This window comes from Bradyrhizobium sp. P3_C3 (genome assembly GCF_056402655.1).
In genome coordinates this window covers 104,533-120,531 of the sequence record NZ_JBFUGY010000008.1, presented here as the reverse complement: position 1 = coordinate 120,531, position 15,999 = coordinate 104,533, and the positions used below count along the sequence as shown (strand labels likewise).

The 15,999-nt window shown below is 66.1% G+C and carries 10 protein-coding genes; 6 read left to right on the top strand and 4 right to left on the bottom strand.

Going from position 1 to position 15,999, the window contains the following annotated elements; translation table 11 throughout:
* Positions 1-57: 57 nt before the first annotated feature.
* Positions 58-1,461 carry a M48 family metalloprotease gene (locus AC1DW2_RS11800; protein ID WP_477006088.1) on the bottom strand — a complete coding sequence of 468 codons (1,404 nt, stop codon included), beginning with the start codon at positions 1,459-1,461 and terminating at the stop codon, positions 58-60.
* 178 nt (positions 1,462-1,639) lie between these two features.
* Here AC1DW2_RS11800 and AC1DW2_RS11795 point away from each other — a divergent pair, with 178 nt between their 5' ends.
* From AC1DW2_RS11795 to AC1DW2_RS11785, 3 genes are all read left to right on the top strand, one after another.
* Positions 1,640-2,827 (top strand): pyridoxal phosphate-dependent aminotransferase, encoded by a 1,188-nt coding sequence (locus AC1DW2_RS11795; protein WP_477006087.1) that lies wholly within the window; start codon positions 1,640-1,642, stop codon positions 2,825-2,827.
* 106 nt (positions 2,828-2,933) lie between these two features.
* The gene (locus tag AC1DW2_RS11790) at positions 2,934-3,491 is read left to right on the top strand and encodes a biotin transporter BioY (protein WP_477006142.1); all 558 of its coding nucleotides are present in this window, start codon (positions 2,934-2,936) and stop codon (positions 3,489-3,491) included.
* 83 nt (positions 3,492-3,574) lie between these two features.
* The gene (locus AC1DW2_RS11785) at positions 3,575-4,909 is read left to right on the top strand and encodes a dicarboxylate/amino acid:cation symporter (protein ID WP_135213481.1); all 1,335 of its coding nucleotides are present in this window, start codon (positions 3,575-3,577) and stop codon (positions 4,907-4,909) included.
* 35 nt (positions 4,910-4,944) lie between these two features.
* On the opposite strand, the gene AC1DW2_RS11780 is transcribed toward AC1DW2_RS11785, so the two are convergent.
* A complete protein-coding gene (locus tag AC1DW2_RS11780) occupies positions 4,945-5,829 on the bottom strand; it encodes an SDR family oxidoreductase (RefSeq protein WP_477006086.1) in 885 nt (294 codons plus the stop codon).
* Positions 5,830-5,920: 91 nt separating this feature from the next.
* Here AC1DW2_RS11780 and AC1DW2_RS11775 point away from each other — a divergent pair, with 91 nt between their 5' ends.
* Positions 5,921-6,760 (top strand): helix-turn-helix transcriptional regulator, encoded by an 840-nt coding sequence (locus AC1DW2_RS11775; protein WP_477006085.1) that lies wholly within the window; start codon positions 5,921-5,923, stop codon positions 6,758-6,760.
* Here AC1DW2_RS11775 and AC1DW2_RS11770 read toward each other — a convergent pair.
* Together AC1DW2_RS11770 and AC1DW2_RS11765 are read right to left on the bottom strand one after the other, a co-directional pair.
* The gene (locus tag AC1DW2_RS11770; protein WP_477006084.1) at positions 6,757-7,989 is read right to left on the bottom strand and encodes an NAD(P)/FAD-dependent oxidoreductase; all 1,233 of its coding nucleotides are present in this window, start codon (positions 7,987-7,989) and stop codon (positions 6,757-6,759) included. The two genes, AC1DW2_RS11775 and AC1DW2_RS11770, sit on opposite strands and share 4 nt — an antisense overlap.
* 64 nt (positions 7,990-8,053) lie before the next feature.
* Positions 8,054-11,149: an Rne/Rng family ribonuclease gene (locus AC1DW2_RS11765; protein ID WP_477006083.1), complete on the bottom strand. Its 3,096-nt coding sequence runs from the start codon at positions 11,147-11,149 to the stop codon at positions 8,054-8,056.
* Positions 11,150-11,854: 705 nt separating this feature from the next.
* On the opposite strand from AC1DW2_RS11765, the gene AC1DW2_RS11760 reads away from it, so the two are divergent.
* Together AC1DW2_RS11760 and AC1DW2_RS11755 are read left to right on the top strand one after the other, a co-directional pair.
* The gene (locus AC1DW2_RS11760) at positions 11,855-13,150 is read left to right on the top strand and encodes an N-acetylmuramoyl-L-alanine amidase (protein WP_354243240.1); all 1,296 of its coding nucleotides are present in this window, start codon (positions 11,855-11,857) and stop codon (positions 13,148-13,150) included.
* A gap of 239 nt (positions 13,151-13,389) precedes the next feature.
* On the top strand, positions 13,390-15,900 hold the full coding sequence (locus tag AC1DW2_RS11755) for a penicillin-binding protein 1A (RefSeq protein ID WP_477006082.1): 2,511 nt from the start codon (positions 13,390-13,392) through the stop codon (positions 15,898-15,900).
* The last annotated feature ends 99 nt before the right edge of the window (positions 15,901-15,999 follow it).

Here is a 15,999-nt window from a genome sequence, read left to right as displayed (position 1 = left end):
CGGCGGACTTAAGCTCGGTGTCGTGACGTCGTGGTGTCAGGCGTCGTCTTGGTCGCGTTAGTTGCGCGGCGGCTTGGCCGCCACGATGTCGTCGGCCTTGACCCATCCGGGCGTGCCGACGGCGAAACGGGTTTTCGCGCGCGTGGCGAGCTCGCGGGCGGTCTTGTTGTCGCCGCGCAGATAAGCGGCCTGCGCCGACGCCAGATCCGCCTCGGCATAGTCGCCCTTCCGGCCATAGGCCATCGCGAGCTGCATATAGCCGAGCGCAGCCTCCGGTTCCCGTGCCACCGCGGCCCGGAGAATCCGAACGGCATCATCGGTGTAGGCCTTATTATCCGATCCAACCAGAGCCTGCCCAAGTAACATCTCGATGAGGGGGGCGTTGTTGGACAGCTGCACCGCCTTGCGCAGGGCGGGGATCGCCTCGGCCGGCTTGCCGCCCTCCAGGAGGGCCTGGCCGCGCACCTCGTAGAAATACGGGTTGTTCGGCTGGACCTGGATCAGCGCGTCGATCTGGGCCAGGGCGCTGCGTAAATCGCCGTGCAGATAGGTGCTGATGGCGCGGGCATAGCGCGCCGGCATGCTGTCGTTCGTCTGGGGATAGCGGCGGTAGACCGTCTCCGGCCGCTCCATGAACGCGGAAATCTTGGCGCGCGCCATGTCGTGGCGGAGCTGGAGCGCGGGGTCGTCCTTCTTGTCCCAATAGGGGCTGGAACTGGCGAATTCCTGAAGCGACGCGACGCGCTCGGCGGGCATCGGATGCGACTGGAGATAGGGATCGGCGCCGCGGGACGCGAACAGGCTCTCGCTGGTGAAGCGCTTGAAGGTCTCGTACATGCCCTTCGGCGACTGCTGGGTCGCGGTCAGGAATTTCACGCCGGCGCGGTCGGCGTTCTCCTCCTGCTGGCGCTGATAGGACAGCAGCGTGCGGCGGATCATCTCCTGCGGTCCGGCGATGGCGGCGGCACCGGCATTGGCGAGGCCGTTGTTGCCGGCGCTGTTGCTGCCTCGGGTGCTACCCACGGCAATCGCTCCGGCCCCGAGCAGCATGGCGATGATCATCTGGGTCTGTGCGTTGGCGAGCTGTTCGCGCAGCTTGGACAGATGGCCGCCGGCCAGATGCCCGGTCTCGTGCGCGAGCACGCCGATGATCTGGTTCGGCGTCTCCGACTGCATGATCGCGCCGTAATTGACGAAGATGCGGCGGCCGTCCGCGACGAACGCGTTGAACGAGCTTTCGTTGATGATCACCATCTGGATGTTCTGCTTTTCCAGACCGGCAACGCGCAGGATCGGGCGCGTGTATTCGCGCAGCAGCTGCTCGGTTTCGGTGTCGCGCAGGATCGGCGGCCCCTTGGCCTGCGCATGCGCGGCCGGCATCGGCAACAGCGCGATCGCCGCGGCGGTGACGAGGGCGGTGAGGGAGGAGGCCTTCTTGCGCAATGCGATCTGGAGCAACATCAGGCGGTCTGGGTCAAACGGTCTTGATCAAGCAGTTTCGTGATTGGTTTTTGGCGATTGGCGGCGGACCGGATACGAGATATGCCCTTATGAGCCGTACAATGCGGCCAGTCTGGGGCGCAAGCGCCCCGTTTCCGGGACCGAACCGACCGGTTCGCCAGCGAAATAGCAGAATTCGATGCACGATGCGACATTGAGGAACCGGGTGGGGCAGTGGCTCGAGCCCTCCCGCCGCAGCGATGTTCCCCCGTTCATGGTGATGGACGTGATGGCCGCCGCGGCCCGAATCGAGGCGGCAGGCGGCCATGTCATCCACATGGAGGTCGGCCAGCCCGCAACCGGCGCCCCAAAGACCGCGATCGCGGCCGCCCATGCGGCGCTCGAGGCGGGGCGGATCGATTACACCTCCGCGCTCGGCATCCCCTCATTGCGCGAACGCATCGCGCGCCACTATCGGGATGCCTATGGCTGTAATGTCAGCCCCGAGCGGATCGTGGTGACGACAGGCTCCTCCGGCGGTTTCATCCTGGCCTTCCTGTCGATGTTCGCGCCCGGCGACCGCGTCGCCGTGACGGTGCCGGGCTATCCGCCCTACCGTCACATCCTCACCGCGCTCGGTTGCGAGCCGGTGCTGATCGAGACCACCAATGACACGCGCCACGCGCTGACCGGCGAGGCGCTGCTGGCGGCCCATCGCAAGGCGCCGCTGAAGGGCGTGCTGGTCGGCAGCCCTGCCAATCCGACGGGGACGATGATGTCCCGCGAGGCGCTCGCCGGCCTGATCGCTGCGGCGGAAGACGCCGGCATCCGCTTCATCTCCGACGAGATCTATCACGGGCTCGACTACGCGTTTCCGGCGGCGACGGCGGCGGCGCTGTCGGAGCACGCACTCGTGATCAACTCGTTCTCGAAATATTTTTGCATGACGGGCTGGCGCGTCGGCTGGATGGTCGTGCCCGAGATCCTGGTGCGGCCGATCGAGCGGCTGCAGCAGAACCTGTCGATCTCGGTGCCGTCATTGTCGCAAATCGCGGCCGAAGCGGCCTTCGACGGCGCGGCCGAGATGGAGGAGATCAAGCACGGCTATCAGGAAAACCGGCGCATCCTGATCGAGGGATTGCCCAAGGCGGGCCTCAGCAAGTTCCTGCCTGCCGACGGCGCCTTCTATCTCTATGCCGACGTCTCGGAGTTCACCTCGGACAGTTTCGAGTTTGCCAAACAGATGCTGGAGCAGGCGCACGTTGCGGCCACGCCGGGTCTCGATTTCGATCCGATCCATGGTCGTTCATTCATACGGCTCTCCTATGCACGTTCGGCAGCGGAGATGCGGGAGGCAGTTGACCGGATCGCTCACTGGCTTAAATAGCCGCCAGTTTTCGACAGCCGTTTCGACACCAGCCCTGCGGAGTTCAACTTTGTCTGACCGTTCCCTCCCGTCCGTCGCCACGCCGCATTCTCCTCTCGCCGCATTGATGTGGCCGACCCGTCCAGGTGAAACCGTCGGCGCACTTCGCGCCATCGTGCTGATTGCGCTCGGCACCGCCTTGATGGCGCTATCAGCCAAGGTGAACCTGCCGCTGCCTTACGTGCCCATGACCCTGCAGACGCTGGTCGTGCTGATGATCGGCGCCGCCTATGGCTGGCGCCTTGGCAGCGCAACCATGATCGCCTACCTCGCCGAAGGTGCGATGGGGCTGCCGGTGTTCGCCGGTCCGGTCGGTGGAATTGCACCGCTGCTCGGCCCGACTGCCGGCTATCTGTATGGCTTCGTGCTGGCTGCCTTCATCACCGGCTGGCTGGCCGAGCGCGGCTGGGATCGCAATGTCGCGCTGCTGTTTGGAGCAATGGCGCTCGCCCATGTCGTGATTTTCATCGCCGGCTTCGGCTGGCTGGCCTACGTCATCGGCCTTGGCGCAACCAAGGCCTGGGCGGTCGGCGTCGCGCCGTTCATTGCGGCATCGGTGGTCAAGAACGCGCTGGGCGCCGCGCTGATGCCGGCGGCCCGCCGGATCGTCGATCGACGCGGGTAAAGCGCACCGTTCCGAGCAGTTCCGATTGACAGAGCCGGCCAAGTTGATCTTGGCTGGCTCTGAGTTTGAGGGGGAGTGAAACGATGACGACGACAACGATGGCGGGGGCGCCGGTCGCGCCGGCCGCCGCCAAGCCTTGGTACAAGGTTCTCTACGTCCAGGTGCTGATCGCCATCGTGCTCGGCGCCTTGGTCGGCTGGCTGTGGCCGTCGCTCGCCACCAACGAGTGGATCAAGGCGATGGGCGACGGCTTCATCAAGCTGATCAAGATGGTGATTGCGCCGATCATCTTCTGCACCGTGGTCTCCGGCATCGCGCATATCCAGGACGCCAAGAAGGTCGGCCGCATCGGCGTCAAGGCGCTGGTCTATTTCGAAGTCGTCTCGACCTTCGCGCTGGTGATCGGACTCATCATCGGCAACCTGGTGAAGCCGGGTGCGGGCTTCGGCAGCGCCGCCGCCAACGCGCAGGCCGTCGCCAACTACGCCAAGCAGGCCGAGGGCCAGAGGTCGGTCGACTTCATCCTGCACATCATCCCCGACACCGTGGTCGGCGCCTTCGCGCAAGGCGAGATCCTGCAGGTGTTGCTGTTCTCGGTGCTGTTCGGCTTCGCCATCATGGGCCTCGGCGAGCGCGGCCATACCATCCGCAGCTTCATCGATGACGCCGCGCATGCGGTGTTCGGAGTCATCTCCATCGTGATGCGCGCGGCGCCGATCGGCGCCTTCGGCGCAATGGCCTACACCATCGGCAAGTTCGGCACCGGGGCAATCCTCAACCTGGTCGGCCTGATCGCCACGTTCTACGTCACCGCGGCGCTGTTCGTGTTCGTCGTGCTCGGAACCATCGCGCGCCTCGCCGGTTTCTCCATCTTCAAGTTCCTCGCCTACATCAAGGACGAGCTGCTGATCGTGCTCGGCACCTCGTCCTCGGAAAGCGCGTTGCCTTCCTTGATGGAGAAACTCGAGCGCCTCGGCTGCTCGAAGTCGGTGGTCGGCCTCGTGGTGCCCACGGGCTATTCGTTCAATCTCGACGGCACCAACATCTACATGACGCTGGCGACGCTGTTCATCGCGCAGGCGCTTGGCTTCGATCTCACCTTCGGCCAGCAGCTCACCATCCTGGTGGTGGCGATGCTGACCTCGAAGGGTGCCTCCGGCATCACCGGCGCGGGCTTCATCACGCTGGCCGCGACGCTCGCCGTGGTCGATCCGCGCCTCGTGCCGGGCATGGCGATCGTGCTCGGAATCGACAAGTTCATGAGCGAGTGCCGCGCGCTGACCAACCTATGTGGCAACGGCGTGGCCTGCGTGATCGTCGCCTGGTGGGAAGGTGAGCTCGACCGCGACAAGCTCAACGCCAACCTCGCCAGGCAGATCGATCCGACCGACCTGGAAACGGCCGTCACGACGGACTGATCTGCAAGCGGCATCTGACGGCGCTGGCGGCGCCGTCAGACCTCGAAATAATGGGGCTGGTCGAGATCGTCGATCAGCCCTTTTTCTTTCGGCGCCCAGCCGAGCAAAGCGCGCGTCCTGGCGCTTGAGGTCGGAACGTCGATGCCGGCGAACTGTGCGAACCAGCCGAAATGCGCGGCTGCTTCCTCAGGCGATTTGGACACGACGGGGACGCCGAGCCGTCGGCCGATCAACTCGGCAATCGCCTTGAACGGCACGCCTTCCTCGGCGATCGCATGATAGCGCCGCGCGGTCGCACCTTGCTCCAGCGCGAGACGATAGACGCGCGCGGCGTCGAGGCGGTGCGCGGCCGGCCAGCGGTTTTGGCCTTCACCGATATAGGCGGCGGCGCCTCTCTCCCGGGCGAGCGCGATCAGGCGCGGCACGAAGCCGTGGTCGCCCTCGCCATGGGTCGTGGGCGGCAGCCGCACGATGCCGGTGCGGACGCCGCGCTCTGCGAGGTCTTCGGCGGTGGCTTCCGAGACGCGCGGAAAGTGGCGGGCCGCCGCATCGTCTTCGGTCGCGAGCCGTCCGGGCGCCAGCAGCGCCACACCTGATGTGACGATGAGAGGGCGGTCGGAGCCTTTGAGTTCCTCGCCGAGCGCCAGGATCGCGCGGCGGTCGAGCTCGCAATTGTCGGCGAATTTCGAGAAGTCGTGGTTGAAGCCGAGATGCAGGACACCGTCCGAAGCGGCGGCGCCGCTGCGTAAGGACGCATGATCCTCCAGCGACCCACGATGGATCTCGGCGCCCATCGTGGTGAGCGCTGCGACGCCGGCATCGGAGCGGGCGAGGCCGAGCACGCTATGGCCGGCGGCCATCAGGTCTCGAACGACGGCGGAGCCGACGAAGCCGGTGGCACCGGTAACGAAAACACGCATGCGAATTCTCCTGGGGTTGGTGGAGAGAACCATCTGCGCTAGAATTATCCGGGTAAAGTAGTGACGTTATCAGGGTATAATCGCTAACAGGATGAGCGAGAGCACTGCCGCCGAGAACCTGCTTGGGGTCTATCTGAAGGACCGTCGCACCCGGCTCGATGCAGCCGCGTTCGGCTTCTCCGGCAGCCGCAGGCGCACGCCGGGTCTGCGCCGGGAGGAAGTGGCCCAGCGCGCCAATATCAGCTCGACCTGGTACACTTGGCTGGAGCAGGGCCGCGGCGGGGCGCCGTCGGCCGACGTGCTCGACCGGATCGCGCGCGCGTTGATGCTGACCGATGTCGAGCGCGAGCACCTGTTCCTGATCGGCCTCGGCCGCCCGCCCGAGGTGCGCTACCAGGCGAGCGAAGGCGTCTCGCCGCGGCTGCAACGCGTGCTCGATGCGCTCTCATTCAGCCCGGCGCTGGTACGCACCGCGACCTGGGACGTCGTCGCCTGGAATCGCGCCGCAAGCGTCGTGCTGACCGACTACGGCGCGATCCCGCCGGGACAGCGCAACATCCTGCGCTTCATCTTCTGCGATCCGCGCGTGCGCGCCGCGCAATATGACTGGGACAGTGTGGCACGCTTTGTGGTGGCCGCATTCAGGGCAGACGCGGCGCGAGCGGGTGCCGTCTCGCATGTCGCCGATTTCGTCGACGAGCTCTGCCGGACAAGTCCGGAATTTGCGGCCCTCTGGCGCGACAACGACGTGCGCCATCATGGCGACGGCACCAAGCGGCTCCGGCATCCCGTTCACGGCACGATGTCGTTCGAATATTCGAGCTTCAATGTCGAGGGCCGCTCCGATCTCAGCATGATCGTCTACAATCCGGCGACGCCTGAAGACGCCGACCGCATCAGGAAGATGCTGGCCGAGCGCGCCGACAGCTAAAAGCGCTCAGGCCGGTATGGCGTCGGATCGATCGCCGGCGTCTCGCCGCTCATCATCTCGGCGAGCAGGCGGCCGGTCGCGGGCCCGAGCGTAAAGCCCTGGTGGCCGTGGCCGAAATTCATCCAGAGGCCCGGGTGACGCGGCGCTTGCCCGAGCACCGGCAGCATGTCGGGCGTGCAGGGGCGGGTGCCGAACCACGGGTCGGGCTCGACCCGCTTGCCGAGGTCGATCAGCTCTCGCGCCGAAGCTTCGGCACTGGCGAGCTGCACGGGCGTTGCGAGCGCGTCCATGCCGGTCAATTCCGCGCCCGTGGTGATGCGGATGCCCTTGGCCATCGGACCCATGGCATAGCCGCCGGCCTTGTCGACCAGCGGCAGGTCAAGTGATGCGCCGCCGCTGTAATGCATGTGGTAGCCGCGCTTGCGCACCAGCGGAATGCGGTAGCCGAATTTGTGCAGGAGATTGGGCGACCAGGGCCCGAGCGTCACGACGGCGGCCGCAGCGTCGATGCGTCCCTGGTCCGTGTCGACCGACCAGCCGGTCGCGGTCTGCCGCAAGGTCTGGGCATCGCCGAGCACGATGGTGCCGCCGAGGCGCTCGAACAGCTCGGCATAGGCCGTGACCAGTGCGCCGGGATCGGACACGGTCCAGGTGTCTAGCCAATGGATCGCGCCGGGCAAGTCGTCGCGCAGGATCGGTTCGGCCTTGGCGAGCTCGGCCCCCGAGAGCGCGCGAAACCTCACGCCGAATTCACGCTGGTCTTGTTCCGCCGCCTTGACGGCGAGATCGAAGGAGGCCGCGTCGCGATGCAGGTGCCGGTAGCCCGCGCGGCGGATCAGATTGTCGGCATGGGCTTCGCGAATGAGGATGTCGTGCTCCGCCGTCGCGTAGGCGATCAGCCGCGCCCAGGCGTCGATCGCCTCGCGATGCCGCTTCGGCGCCGAGTGCCACCAGTAGCGGAGCAGGGGCTCGATATGGAGATGAAGCGACGACAGGCTGTAGCGCACGTCGTTGGTGCGGCCGGTCGCGATCTTCAGGAGCGAAGCGAGGTCGCGCGGCATCGGATAGGGACGCACGGCTTCGGCCTGGATCATCCCGGCATTGCCGTAGCTGGTCTCGCGGCCCGGCTCCCTGCGATCGACGAGCGTGACCGACCAGCCGCGCTGCCGGAGGTGCAGCGCCGCGCTCACGCCGATCATGCCGCCGCCGAGAACAATTGCGCTTTGCATCGTACTGACCTTGCCAAATCAAAACCGCCCGGTTTGGCCGGGCGGTCTCAACTGATTTGTTCGCCTACTCGCCGCCGCCGAACCGGCGAGACCACCAGCCGGCGCGACGCGGGGCGGCCGGAGTTTCGGTTGCCGCTTCCGGCGTGGGTTCAGCGGCTGGTGCGGGCGGAGCAACCGGCTCTGGCGTTGCCGCAACCGGTGTTACCGGCTCGCTCGCGCTGCTCGACAGGAAGCTCACCTTTTCCCGGACCGTGGAGCGGCGACGCGCTGCCTTGTCGTCGGCGGGCTCGTCGTCCGCGGCGGCAGGAGCGGGCTCAGGCTGGGCCGGCGCCTCAATCTGCACCTCGGCGCGCGGCTCGGGCTGGCTGACCTCAGGCTCGGCGGTGGTGTGTTCGGCCTGCGCGATCGAGGGCGCAGCCTCGCCGCCAAAGCTGTCGAAATCGGCGACGGCATCGGTCGCTTCCGACGGCGCATTGGCTGCGAGCTCGTCGCCGATGGAGCCGGCGAGACCTTCCTCGTTGCCACCGCGACGGCGGCGTCCACCGCGACGACCACGCCGGCGACGGCGATCGCCGTTGCCCTGCTGTTCGCTGCGGGCCGCCTGGTCCTCACCTTCCTCGCCGTCCTGTTCGGACTCGGAATCCTCTTCACCTTCGCTGGCCGCCACGGCCGCTTCGGACGACGCCGGAGCGCCATCCTCGCGCAACTCGCCGTCGCGCGGGGCACCGCGGCCGCGCCGACGCCGGCGGCGCTTGCGGCGCTGGCCATCCTGGTCGGAAGCCGCTTCGCCGCCAGCCTGCTCCTCGGCGAGGCCTTCGGTTTCTTCGGTCTCGACCTCGGATTCCAGCTCCGGATCGAATTCCTCGTCGTCATAGACTTCTTCGGCTACGGGCGGCGGGCTTGCGGCGGCCTGTGCCGCCAGCAGCGCCTTCGCGGCTTCCAGCGTATGCACCTGCTCGCCGCGGTCGATGAGATAGGCCTGCGGTCCGCTGACGCTGGGGTCGGCGATGACGGCCAGCGTGACCTTGAAGCCGTTCTCGAGGTCGCGCAGATGACCGCGCTTGTGGTTCAGCACATAGAGCGCGACGTCGGTGCGGGTGCGGACCACGAGATTGTGGGTCGCGCCCTTCATCAGGATCTCTTCGAGGCCGCGCAGCAGCTGGAGCGCAACCGAGGAAACCGAGCGGACATGGCCGGTGCCGCCGCAATGCGGGCAGGGATCGGTCGAGGATTCCAGCACGCTGGCGCGGATGCGCTGGCGCGACATCTCGAGCAGGCCGAAATGCGAGATGCGGCCGACCTGGATGCGGGCGCGGTCCTGCCGCAGGCAATCGGACAGCTTGCGCTCGACCGCGCGGTTGTTGCGCTTCTCGTCCATGTCGATGAAGTCGATGACGATCAGGCCGGCGAGGTCGCGCAGACGGAGCTGGCGCGCAACCTCTTCGGCCGCTTCCAGATTGGTCTTGAGCGCAGTGTCCTCGATATGGTGCTCGCGGGTCGACCGTCCGGAGTTGACGTCGATCGAGACCAGCGCCTCGGTCTGGTTGATGACGATGTAGCCGCCGGAGCGCAACTGCACGGTCGGAGAGAACATCGCGTCCAGCTGGCTCTCGACGCCCATGCGCGAGAACAGTGGCTGGCCGTCCCGATACTGCTTCACCGCGCTGACATTGGCGGGCATCAGCATCTTCATGAAGTCGCGCGCTTCGCGGTAGCCGGACTCACCGGCAACCGAGATCTCGTCGATCTCCTTGTTGTAGAGGTCGCGCAGCGAGCGCTTGATCAGCGAGCCTTCCTCGTAGACCAGGGTCGGGGCCTGTGACTTCAGCGTCAGGTCGCGCACCGTCTCCCACATCCGGATCAGGTATTCGAAGTCGCGCTTGATCTCGGGCTTGGTACGGGCGGCGCCGGCGGTGCGCAGAATGATGCCCATGCCCTCGGGCACGTCGAGATCCTGCACAACTTCCTTCAGGCGGGAACGATCCTGGGCGCTGGTGATCTTGCGGCTGATGCCGCCGCCGCGCGCGGTGTTCGGCATCAACACGGCATAGCGGCCGGCGAGCGAGAGGTAGGTGGTCAGCGCCGCGCCCTTGTTGCCGCGCTCTTCCTTGACGACCTGCACCAGCATCACCTGACGGCGCTTGATGACTTCCTGGATCTTGTACTGGCGGCGCGGGCGGAAGGTGCGCTCCGGCACCTCCTCCATCACGTCGTCGCCGCCGACGGATTCGACGTGTTCCTCTTCGGCTTCCTCGCCGTCCTCGTCCTCGTCGTCTTCCTCCTCGGACTCCTGATGGCGAGCATCAGTGCTTTCGCCGGCAGCGTAGACGGCGTCGGCCGGTTCGGCGGAGGCGGTCACGGCTTCGGCGAGAGCCTCGGCATGGGCCTCGGATGCGATAGCCTCCTGCGGTTCGGCAGCGGTCTCGGTCGCGACCATGGGCTCGGCGCCGAAGGCTGCGACAGGCGCGGGCGTCTCGTCGGCATGATCATGGTCGTGATGATCGTGCTGGCCGTCATGACCATGGTCATGATCGTGATGATGGTCGTCGTGCCCATGATCGTGATGATCATGGCCTTCGTGGTCATGATCGTGGTGATCATGATCGCCATGTTCGTGGTCTTGATGCTCGTGGCCGTCGTGCTCGCTGCGATGTTCCGCATCGGCGTGCAGATGCTCGCCCTCGTGCGGCGCGCCCTCGGTGTGCAGGACCTCGCCCTCGACCGGCTGGGCCGCTGGATCGGCGCCGGCCTCGAGGCCCTCGACGATGTCGCTGCGGACGCGTTCGCCTTGACTGCGGCGGCGGGAATTGCGGTGGCGCGAACGGCGGCGGCCGTGGGAGCGGTTCTCGCTCTCTTCCTCGGCTTCGCGATGGGCCTGTTCCTCGGCCTCGATCAGCGCCTGCCGGTCGGCGACCGGGATCTGATAGTAGTCGGGATGAATTTCGCTGAAGGCGAGGAAGCCGTGGCGGTTGCCGCCATATTCGACAAAGGCGGCCTGGAGCGAGGGCTCCACCCGGGTGACCTTGGCGAGGTAGATATTCCCGCGCAGTTGCTTGCGTTGCGCGGTCTCGAAATCAAACTCTTCGACGCGATTGCCGCGGACCACGACGACCCGGGTCTCCTCCGGGTGGGTGGCATCGATCAACATCTTGTTGGGCATGTCTTAACTCTTGGCGGCGGCGGGCGCGATTCACCGTGGGCGCGATCTGCGCTGCCGGGTGACGCGACGGTCCACCTGATTCGGGGGTGAGGGGAAGGCCGAAACGCCGTCTCTCGCGCCTTGCCGAAACGGAAGCTGGAGGGCCGAAGCGGCGCGCGGGATTGTCACTCCGCAGCGTCGCGAACGGTCCTTCAGAATTCGTCGGCACAGTCTGGCGCATCAAGCGTCGGCCCGTATGAAACATTGGGCGGCGGGGCCGCCCCTCAATCAGTTGCTGCTGGCCAGGCATGGCGCGAGCGCGCTCGCCTTGGGGATTACGAACCGCTCCCTTGGGATTAAGGGACCGGGTAACGAGTCACGTCGCTGTCAAAACCGTCCCGGAAACGCGGTGGTAACCAGGGACCGTCCGCCACCGGGGCTTGACCCGCTCCACCTCGCTGCCGCGCACCGCGCTGGTCTTTGAGGGGAACGGAAAAACGCTGGAATTCCCAAACCTTGAGAGTTCCGGCGCTGCACCGGGAGGCTGAACGCGACACAACCGGAAATATCGGCCGTCAGCACTCCGTACATACGTGGAATGGACCAACCGTGCAAGGGAGCGTCGCACGACGGTCACAGTCGGGGAGTTTCGTATATCTGTCATTAAGCGGCGATTAACCCTGTGGTTCTATTGCGTTAGAAGGGCCGCTCGGAGGCACTGAATCGGTGACGAGCCGCACAAATCAAAGGGTTTTGCTGGGATGCGCGCTTCTGTGCGCCGCAGCATTGGCATGCGCTGATTCCTGGCGCCTGAGCGCGGCGGAAAGCCAGCCGCAACCCTCTGTTGCGGTAGCGAATTTTCCAACCGCGTCCGCCGCCCGGCTGGCCGGCGATGGCAAGCAGACCCGTTTCATCCTCGACATCGATCAGGCCGTCACATTCCGCGCCGTGACGCTCGCCGACCCGTATCGGGTGGTGGTCGATGTGCCCCAGGTCAATTTTCAACTGCCCGCGGGCACCGGGGTCGAGGGGCGGGGACTGGTCAAGGCCTTCCGCTACGGGCTGGTCATGCCCGGCGGCTCGCGAATCGTGTTCGATCTGACAGGCCCGGCCAAGATCGCCAAGTCCTACGTGCTGGAGGCCGCCAATGGCCAGCCGGCCCGGCTCGTGCTCGAGCTGGAGGAGGTCGACCGGACCGCCTTCGTGCAGTCGCTCGTCCCCGAGAAACGCCCCGAACTGCGGCCCGCAATCGCCGACGCGCCGCCGGCAACGGTTCCGGCCGCCGCAACTCCGGAAGCTGGGCAGCAAAAGGTCGACGGCCGCCCGATCGTCGTGATCGATCCCGGCCATGGCGGCATCGACAACGGCACGCAGTCGAGCGGCGAAAGCGAGAAGAACCTGGTGCTGGCCTTTGGCCTGGCGCTGCGCGACCGGCTGGACAAGACCGGCAAATTCCGCGTGGTGATGACACGGGATGATGACACCTTCATTCCGCTCAACGACCGGGTCAAAGTCGCCCGCGGGCTCAAGGCCGCATTGTTCGTCTCGATCCACGCCGACGCGCTGCCGAAGGCCGAGGGCGATGCGCAGGGAGCGACCATCTACACGTTGTCCGACAAGGCCTCCGACGCCGAGGCGCAGCGGCTGGCGGATGCGGAAAACCGGGCGGACGCGATCGCCGGTTTCAACCTCGCGGAGGAGCCGACCGACGTCGCCGACATCCTGATCGACCTCACCCAGCGGGAAACTCGCACCTTTTCAAGCCGTTTTGCCCGCCTGTTGATGGGCGAAATGAAGTCGTCCGTGCGGATGCATAAGCATCCCCTGAAGTCGGCCGGCTTCCGGGTCCTCAAGGCGCCCGACGTGCCGTCGGTGCTGGTCGAGATCGGCTATGTCTCCAACAAGGGCGACCTCGAGCATCTGGTCTCGGAGGGGTGGCGGTCCAAGGCCGTGGGCTCGATGGCGCAGGCGATCGACGGGTTCCTGACCAAGCGGATGGCGACGGCCGGATCGTCGAATTGACGACCGGGAGGCGTCGAATTGAGAGGGATTTTCCGTCCCGTTGCAAAAGCCCTAGTTTGGCCACAGCGGGCGCTTTATAAAAATGCCGCAGGGGGTTCCGGAATCGGCGAGAATCCCGTTCGGCAAGCGTCTTGGTCCGGCACTGATGTAATTGAGTAGGCCGGTGAATTCGCGACGTGGAGTTGGCGCCTGTTTTGGGTGCCTTGAGCTGATCCAGAGTTTGAACGGATAAACATATAATGCGCTTGCTGGTGCGGTTCATGGGCTTCCTGTTCGCCGCGGGAACGGTGGTGTTCCTTGTCGGTGTCGGGGCCGTGGCAGGCCTGATCTGGCATTTCTCCAAGGACTTGCCCGATTACTCTCAGCTTCAGGATTACGAGCCGCCGGTGATGACCCGCGTGCACGCGGTCGACGGCTCGCTGCTCGGCGAATACGCCAAGGAGCGCCGGCTGTACCTGCCGATCCAGGCGGTGCCGAAGCTCGTGATCAACGCCTTCCTCGCGGCCGAGGACAAGAATTTCTACGAGCATGGCGGCATCGACTACACCGGCATGGCGCGCGCGGGCGTGCTCTTCATCCAGAACTACGGCTCGAACCGGCGTCCGCAGGGCGCCTCCACGATCACCCAGCAGGTCGCCAAGAACTTCCTTCTGACCAACGAGGTCTCCTTCGCCCGCAAGATCAAGGAAGCCTTGCTGGCGATGCGCATCGAGAAGACCTACTCGAAGGACAAGATCCTCGAGCTGTATCTGAACGAGATCTATCTCGGCCTCGGCGCCTACGGCATCGCGGCCGCTTCGCTGGTCTATTTCGACAAGTCGGTGAACGAGCTGACGGTCGCGGAAGCGTCCTATCTGGCCGCGCTGCCGAAGATGCCCGCGACGCTGCATCCGGTGCGCAACCGCGATCGCGCCATCGAGCGCCGGAACTACGTGATCGACCGTCTGCTGGAGAACGGCTGGATCAAGCAGGCCGACGCCGACAAGGCGCGCAAGGAGCCGCTGGCCGTCACCAACCGTTCCAACGGCGCCCACACCTTCGCCGGTGAATATTTCGCCGAGGAAGTCCGCCGCGACATCTTCGAGCGCTACGGCGAGAAGAAGCTTTACGAAGGCGGTCTGTCCGTCCGCACCACGCTCGACCCGAAGATCCAGGTCATGGCGCGCAAGGCCATGGTCGCCGGCCTCGTGAATTATGACGAGCAGCAGGGCTATCGCGGCGCCATGAGCAAGCTCGATATTTCGGGCGATTGGGGCGTGAAGCTCGCCGAGATCAAGTCGCTGTCCGACATCTCGCCATGGCGCATGGCGGTGGTGCTGGAGACCAGCGACCAGTCGGCGCGCATCGGCTTCCAGCCGAACCGCGAGCTCGGCGGCGCCATCAGCAAGCAACGCGAGACCGGCATCGTCACGGTCGACGGCGTGCGCTGGGCGAGGGCGGCCCAGGGCAACGCCAAGGGCAAGACCCCGACGTCCGTCGCGCAGGTGCTGCAGCCCGGCGACGTGATCTATGCCGATCCGCTCTACACCAAGGAGGGACAGCCGGTCRAAGGCCAGTACCGCCTGCGCCAGATCCCCGAAGTGTCCGGCGCGATGGTGGCAATGGATCCCTGGACCGGCCGCGTGCTCGCGATGGTCGGCGGCTTCTCGTTTGACCAGAGCCAGTTCAACCGCGCCACGCAGGCCTACCGGCAGCCGGGCTCGTCGTTCAAGCCGATCGTCTATTCGGCCGCGCTCGACAACGGCTATACGCCCTCGACCGTGGTGCTCGACGCGCCCATTGAAATCGACCAGGGCCAGGGCGCCGGCGTGTGGCGGCCCGAAAACTTCTCGTCCGGCAAATTCCAGGGACCCGTCACGCTGCGCAACGCGCTGCGGCAGTCGCTGAACACCGTGACGGTGCGCCTCGCACAGGACATCGGCATGCCCCTGATCGGCGAATATGCGCGCCGCTTCGGCGTCTATGACGAATTGCCGAACTATCTCTCCTACGCGCTCGGCGCCGGCGAGACCACGGCGATGCGCATGGTCACGGCCTATTCGATGCTCGCCAATGGCGGTCGCCGGGTGAAGCCGACCTTGATCGACCGTATCCAGGACCGTTACGGCCGCACCATCTTCAAGCACGACCAGCGCGAATGCCGCGGCTGCGACGCGCCGGGCGGCTGGAAGAACCAGGCCGAGCCGCAGCTGATCGACCGCCGCGAGCAGGTGCTGGATTCCATGACCGCCTATCAGATCACCGAGCTGATGGAAGGCGTGGTCCAGGCCGGTACCGCAACCGTGGTCAAGGAGGTCGGCAAGCCGATCGCCGGCAAGACCGGCACCACCAACGAGGCCAAGGACGCCTGGTTCGTCGGCTTCTCGCCCGACGTCGCCGTCGCGATCTATATGGGCTACGACAAGCCGCGCGCGCTCGGTAGGGGCAACGCCGCGACCGGCGGCCATCTGGCCGCACCCATCGCGCGCGACTTCCTCAAGCTTGCGCTCGCCGATAAGCCCGCCGTTCCGTTCAAGGTGCCGGCCGGCATCAAGCTCGTGCGCGTCGTCTCCAAGACCGGCATGCGCGCCGGCCCCGGCGAGACCGGCGGAACCATTTTGGAAGCCTTCAAGCCGGGCACGGCGCCGCCGGACAACTACTCGGTCATCGGCGTCGCCGATGCCGACGGGCGCGGCGGCGTGCCGGCGTCGCAGCAGCAGCAGCCGGATTCCGGCTTCTTCATGCGGCCGGGCACCGGCGGGCTGTACTAGCGGATAAGACAGATGATCGCGGTTCCGGCGGTTGCGCTTTGCAGCCGCCGCCGCTACATCCCAGCTCCAATGCACGCGGGATTCCGCGAGATCAGAGTA

Coding starts and splice junctions, on each gene's coding strand:
- AC1DW2_RS11765 (WP_477006083.1), bottom strand. CDS start 11,149: ATGCCCAACAAGATGTTGATCGATGCCACCCACCCGGAGGAGACCCGG.
- AC1DW2_RS11800 (WP_477006088.1), bottom strand. CDS start 1,461: ATGTTGCTCCAGATCGCATTGCGCAAGAAGGCCTCCTCCCTCACCGCC.
- AC1DW2_RS11775 (WP_477006085.1), top strand. CDS start 5,921: ATGAGCGAGAGCACTGCCGCCGAGAACCTGCTTGGGGTCTATCTGAAG.
- AC1DW2_RS11780 (WP_477006086.1), bottom strand. CDS start 5,829: ATGCGTGTTTTCGTTACCGGTGCCACCGGCTTCGTCGGCTCCGCCGTC.
- AC1DW2_RS11770 (WP_477006084.1), bottom strand. CDS start 7,989: ATGCAAAGCGCAATTGTTCTCGGCGGCGGCATGATCGGCGTGAGCGCG.
- AC1DW2_RS11785 (WP_135213481.1), top strand. CDS start 3,575: ATGACGACGACAACGATGGCGGGGGCGCCGGTCGCGCCGGCCGCCGCC.
- AC1DW2_RS11790 (WP_477006142.1), top strand. CDS start 2,934: ATGTGGCCGACCCGTCCAGGTGAAACCGTCGGCGCACTTCGCGCCATC.
- AC1DW2_RS11795 (WP_477006087.1), top strand. CDS start 1,640: ATGCACGATGCGACATTGAGGAACCGGGTGGGGCAGTGGCTCGAGCCC.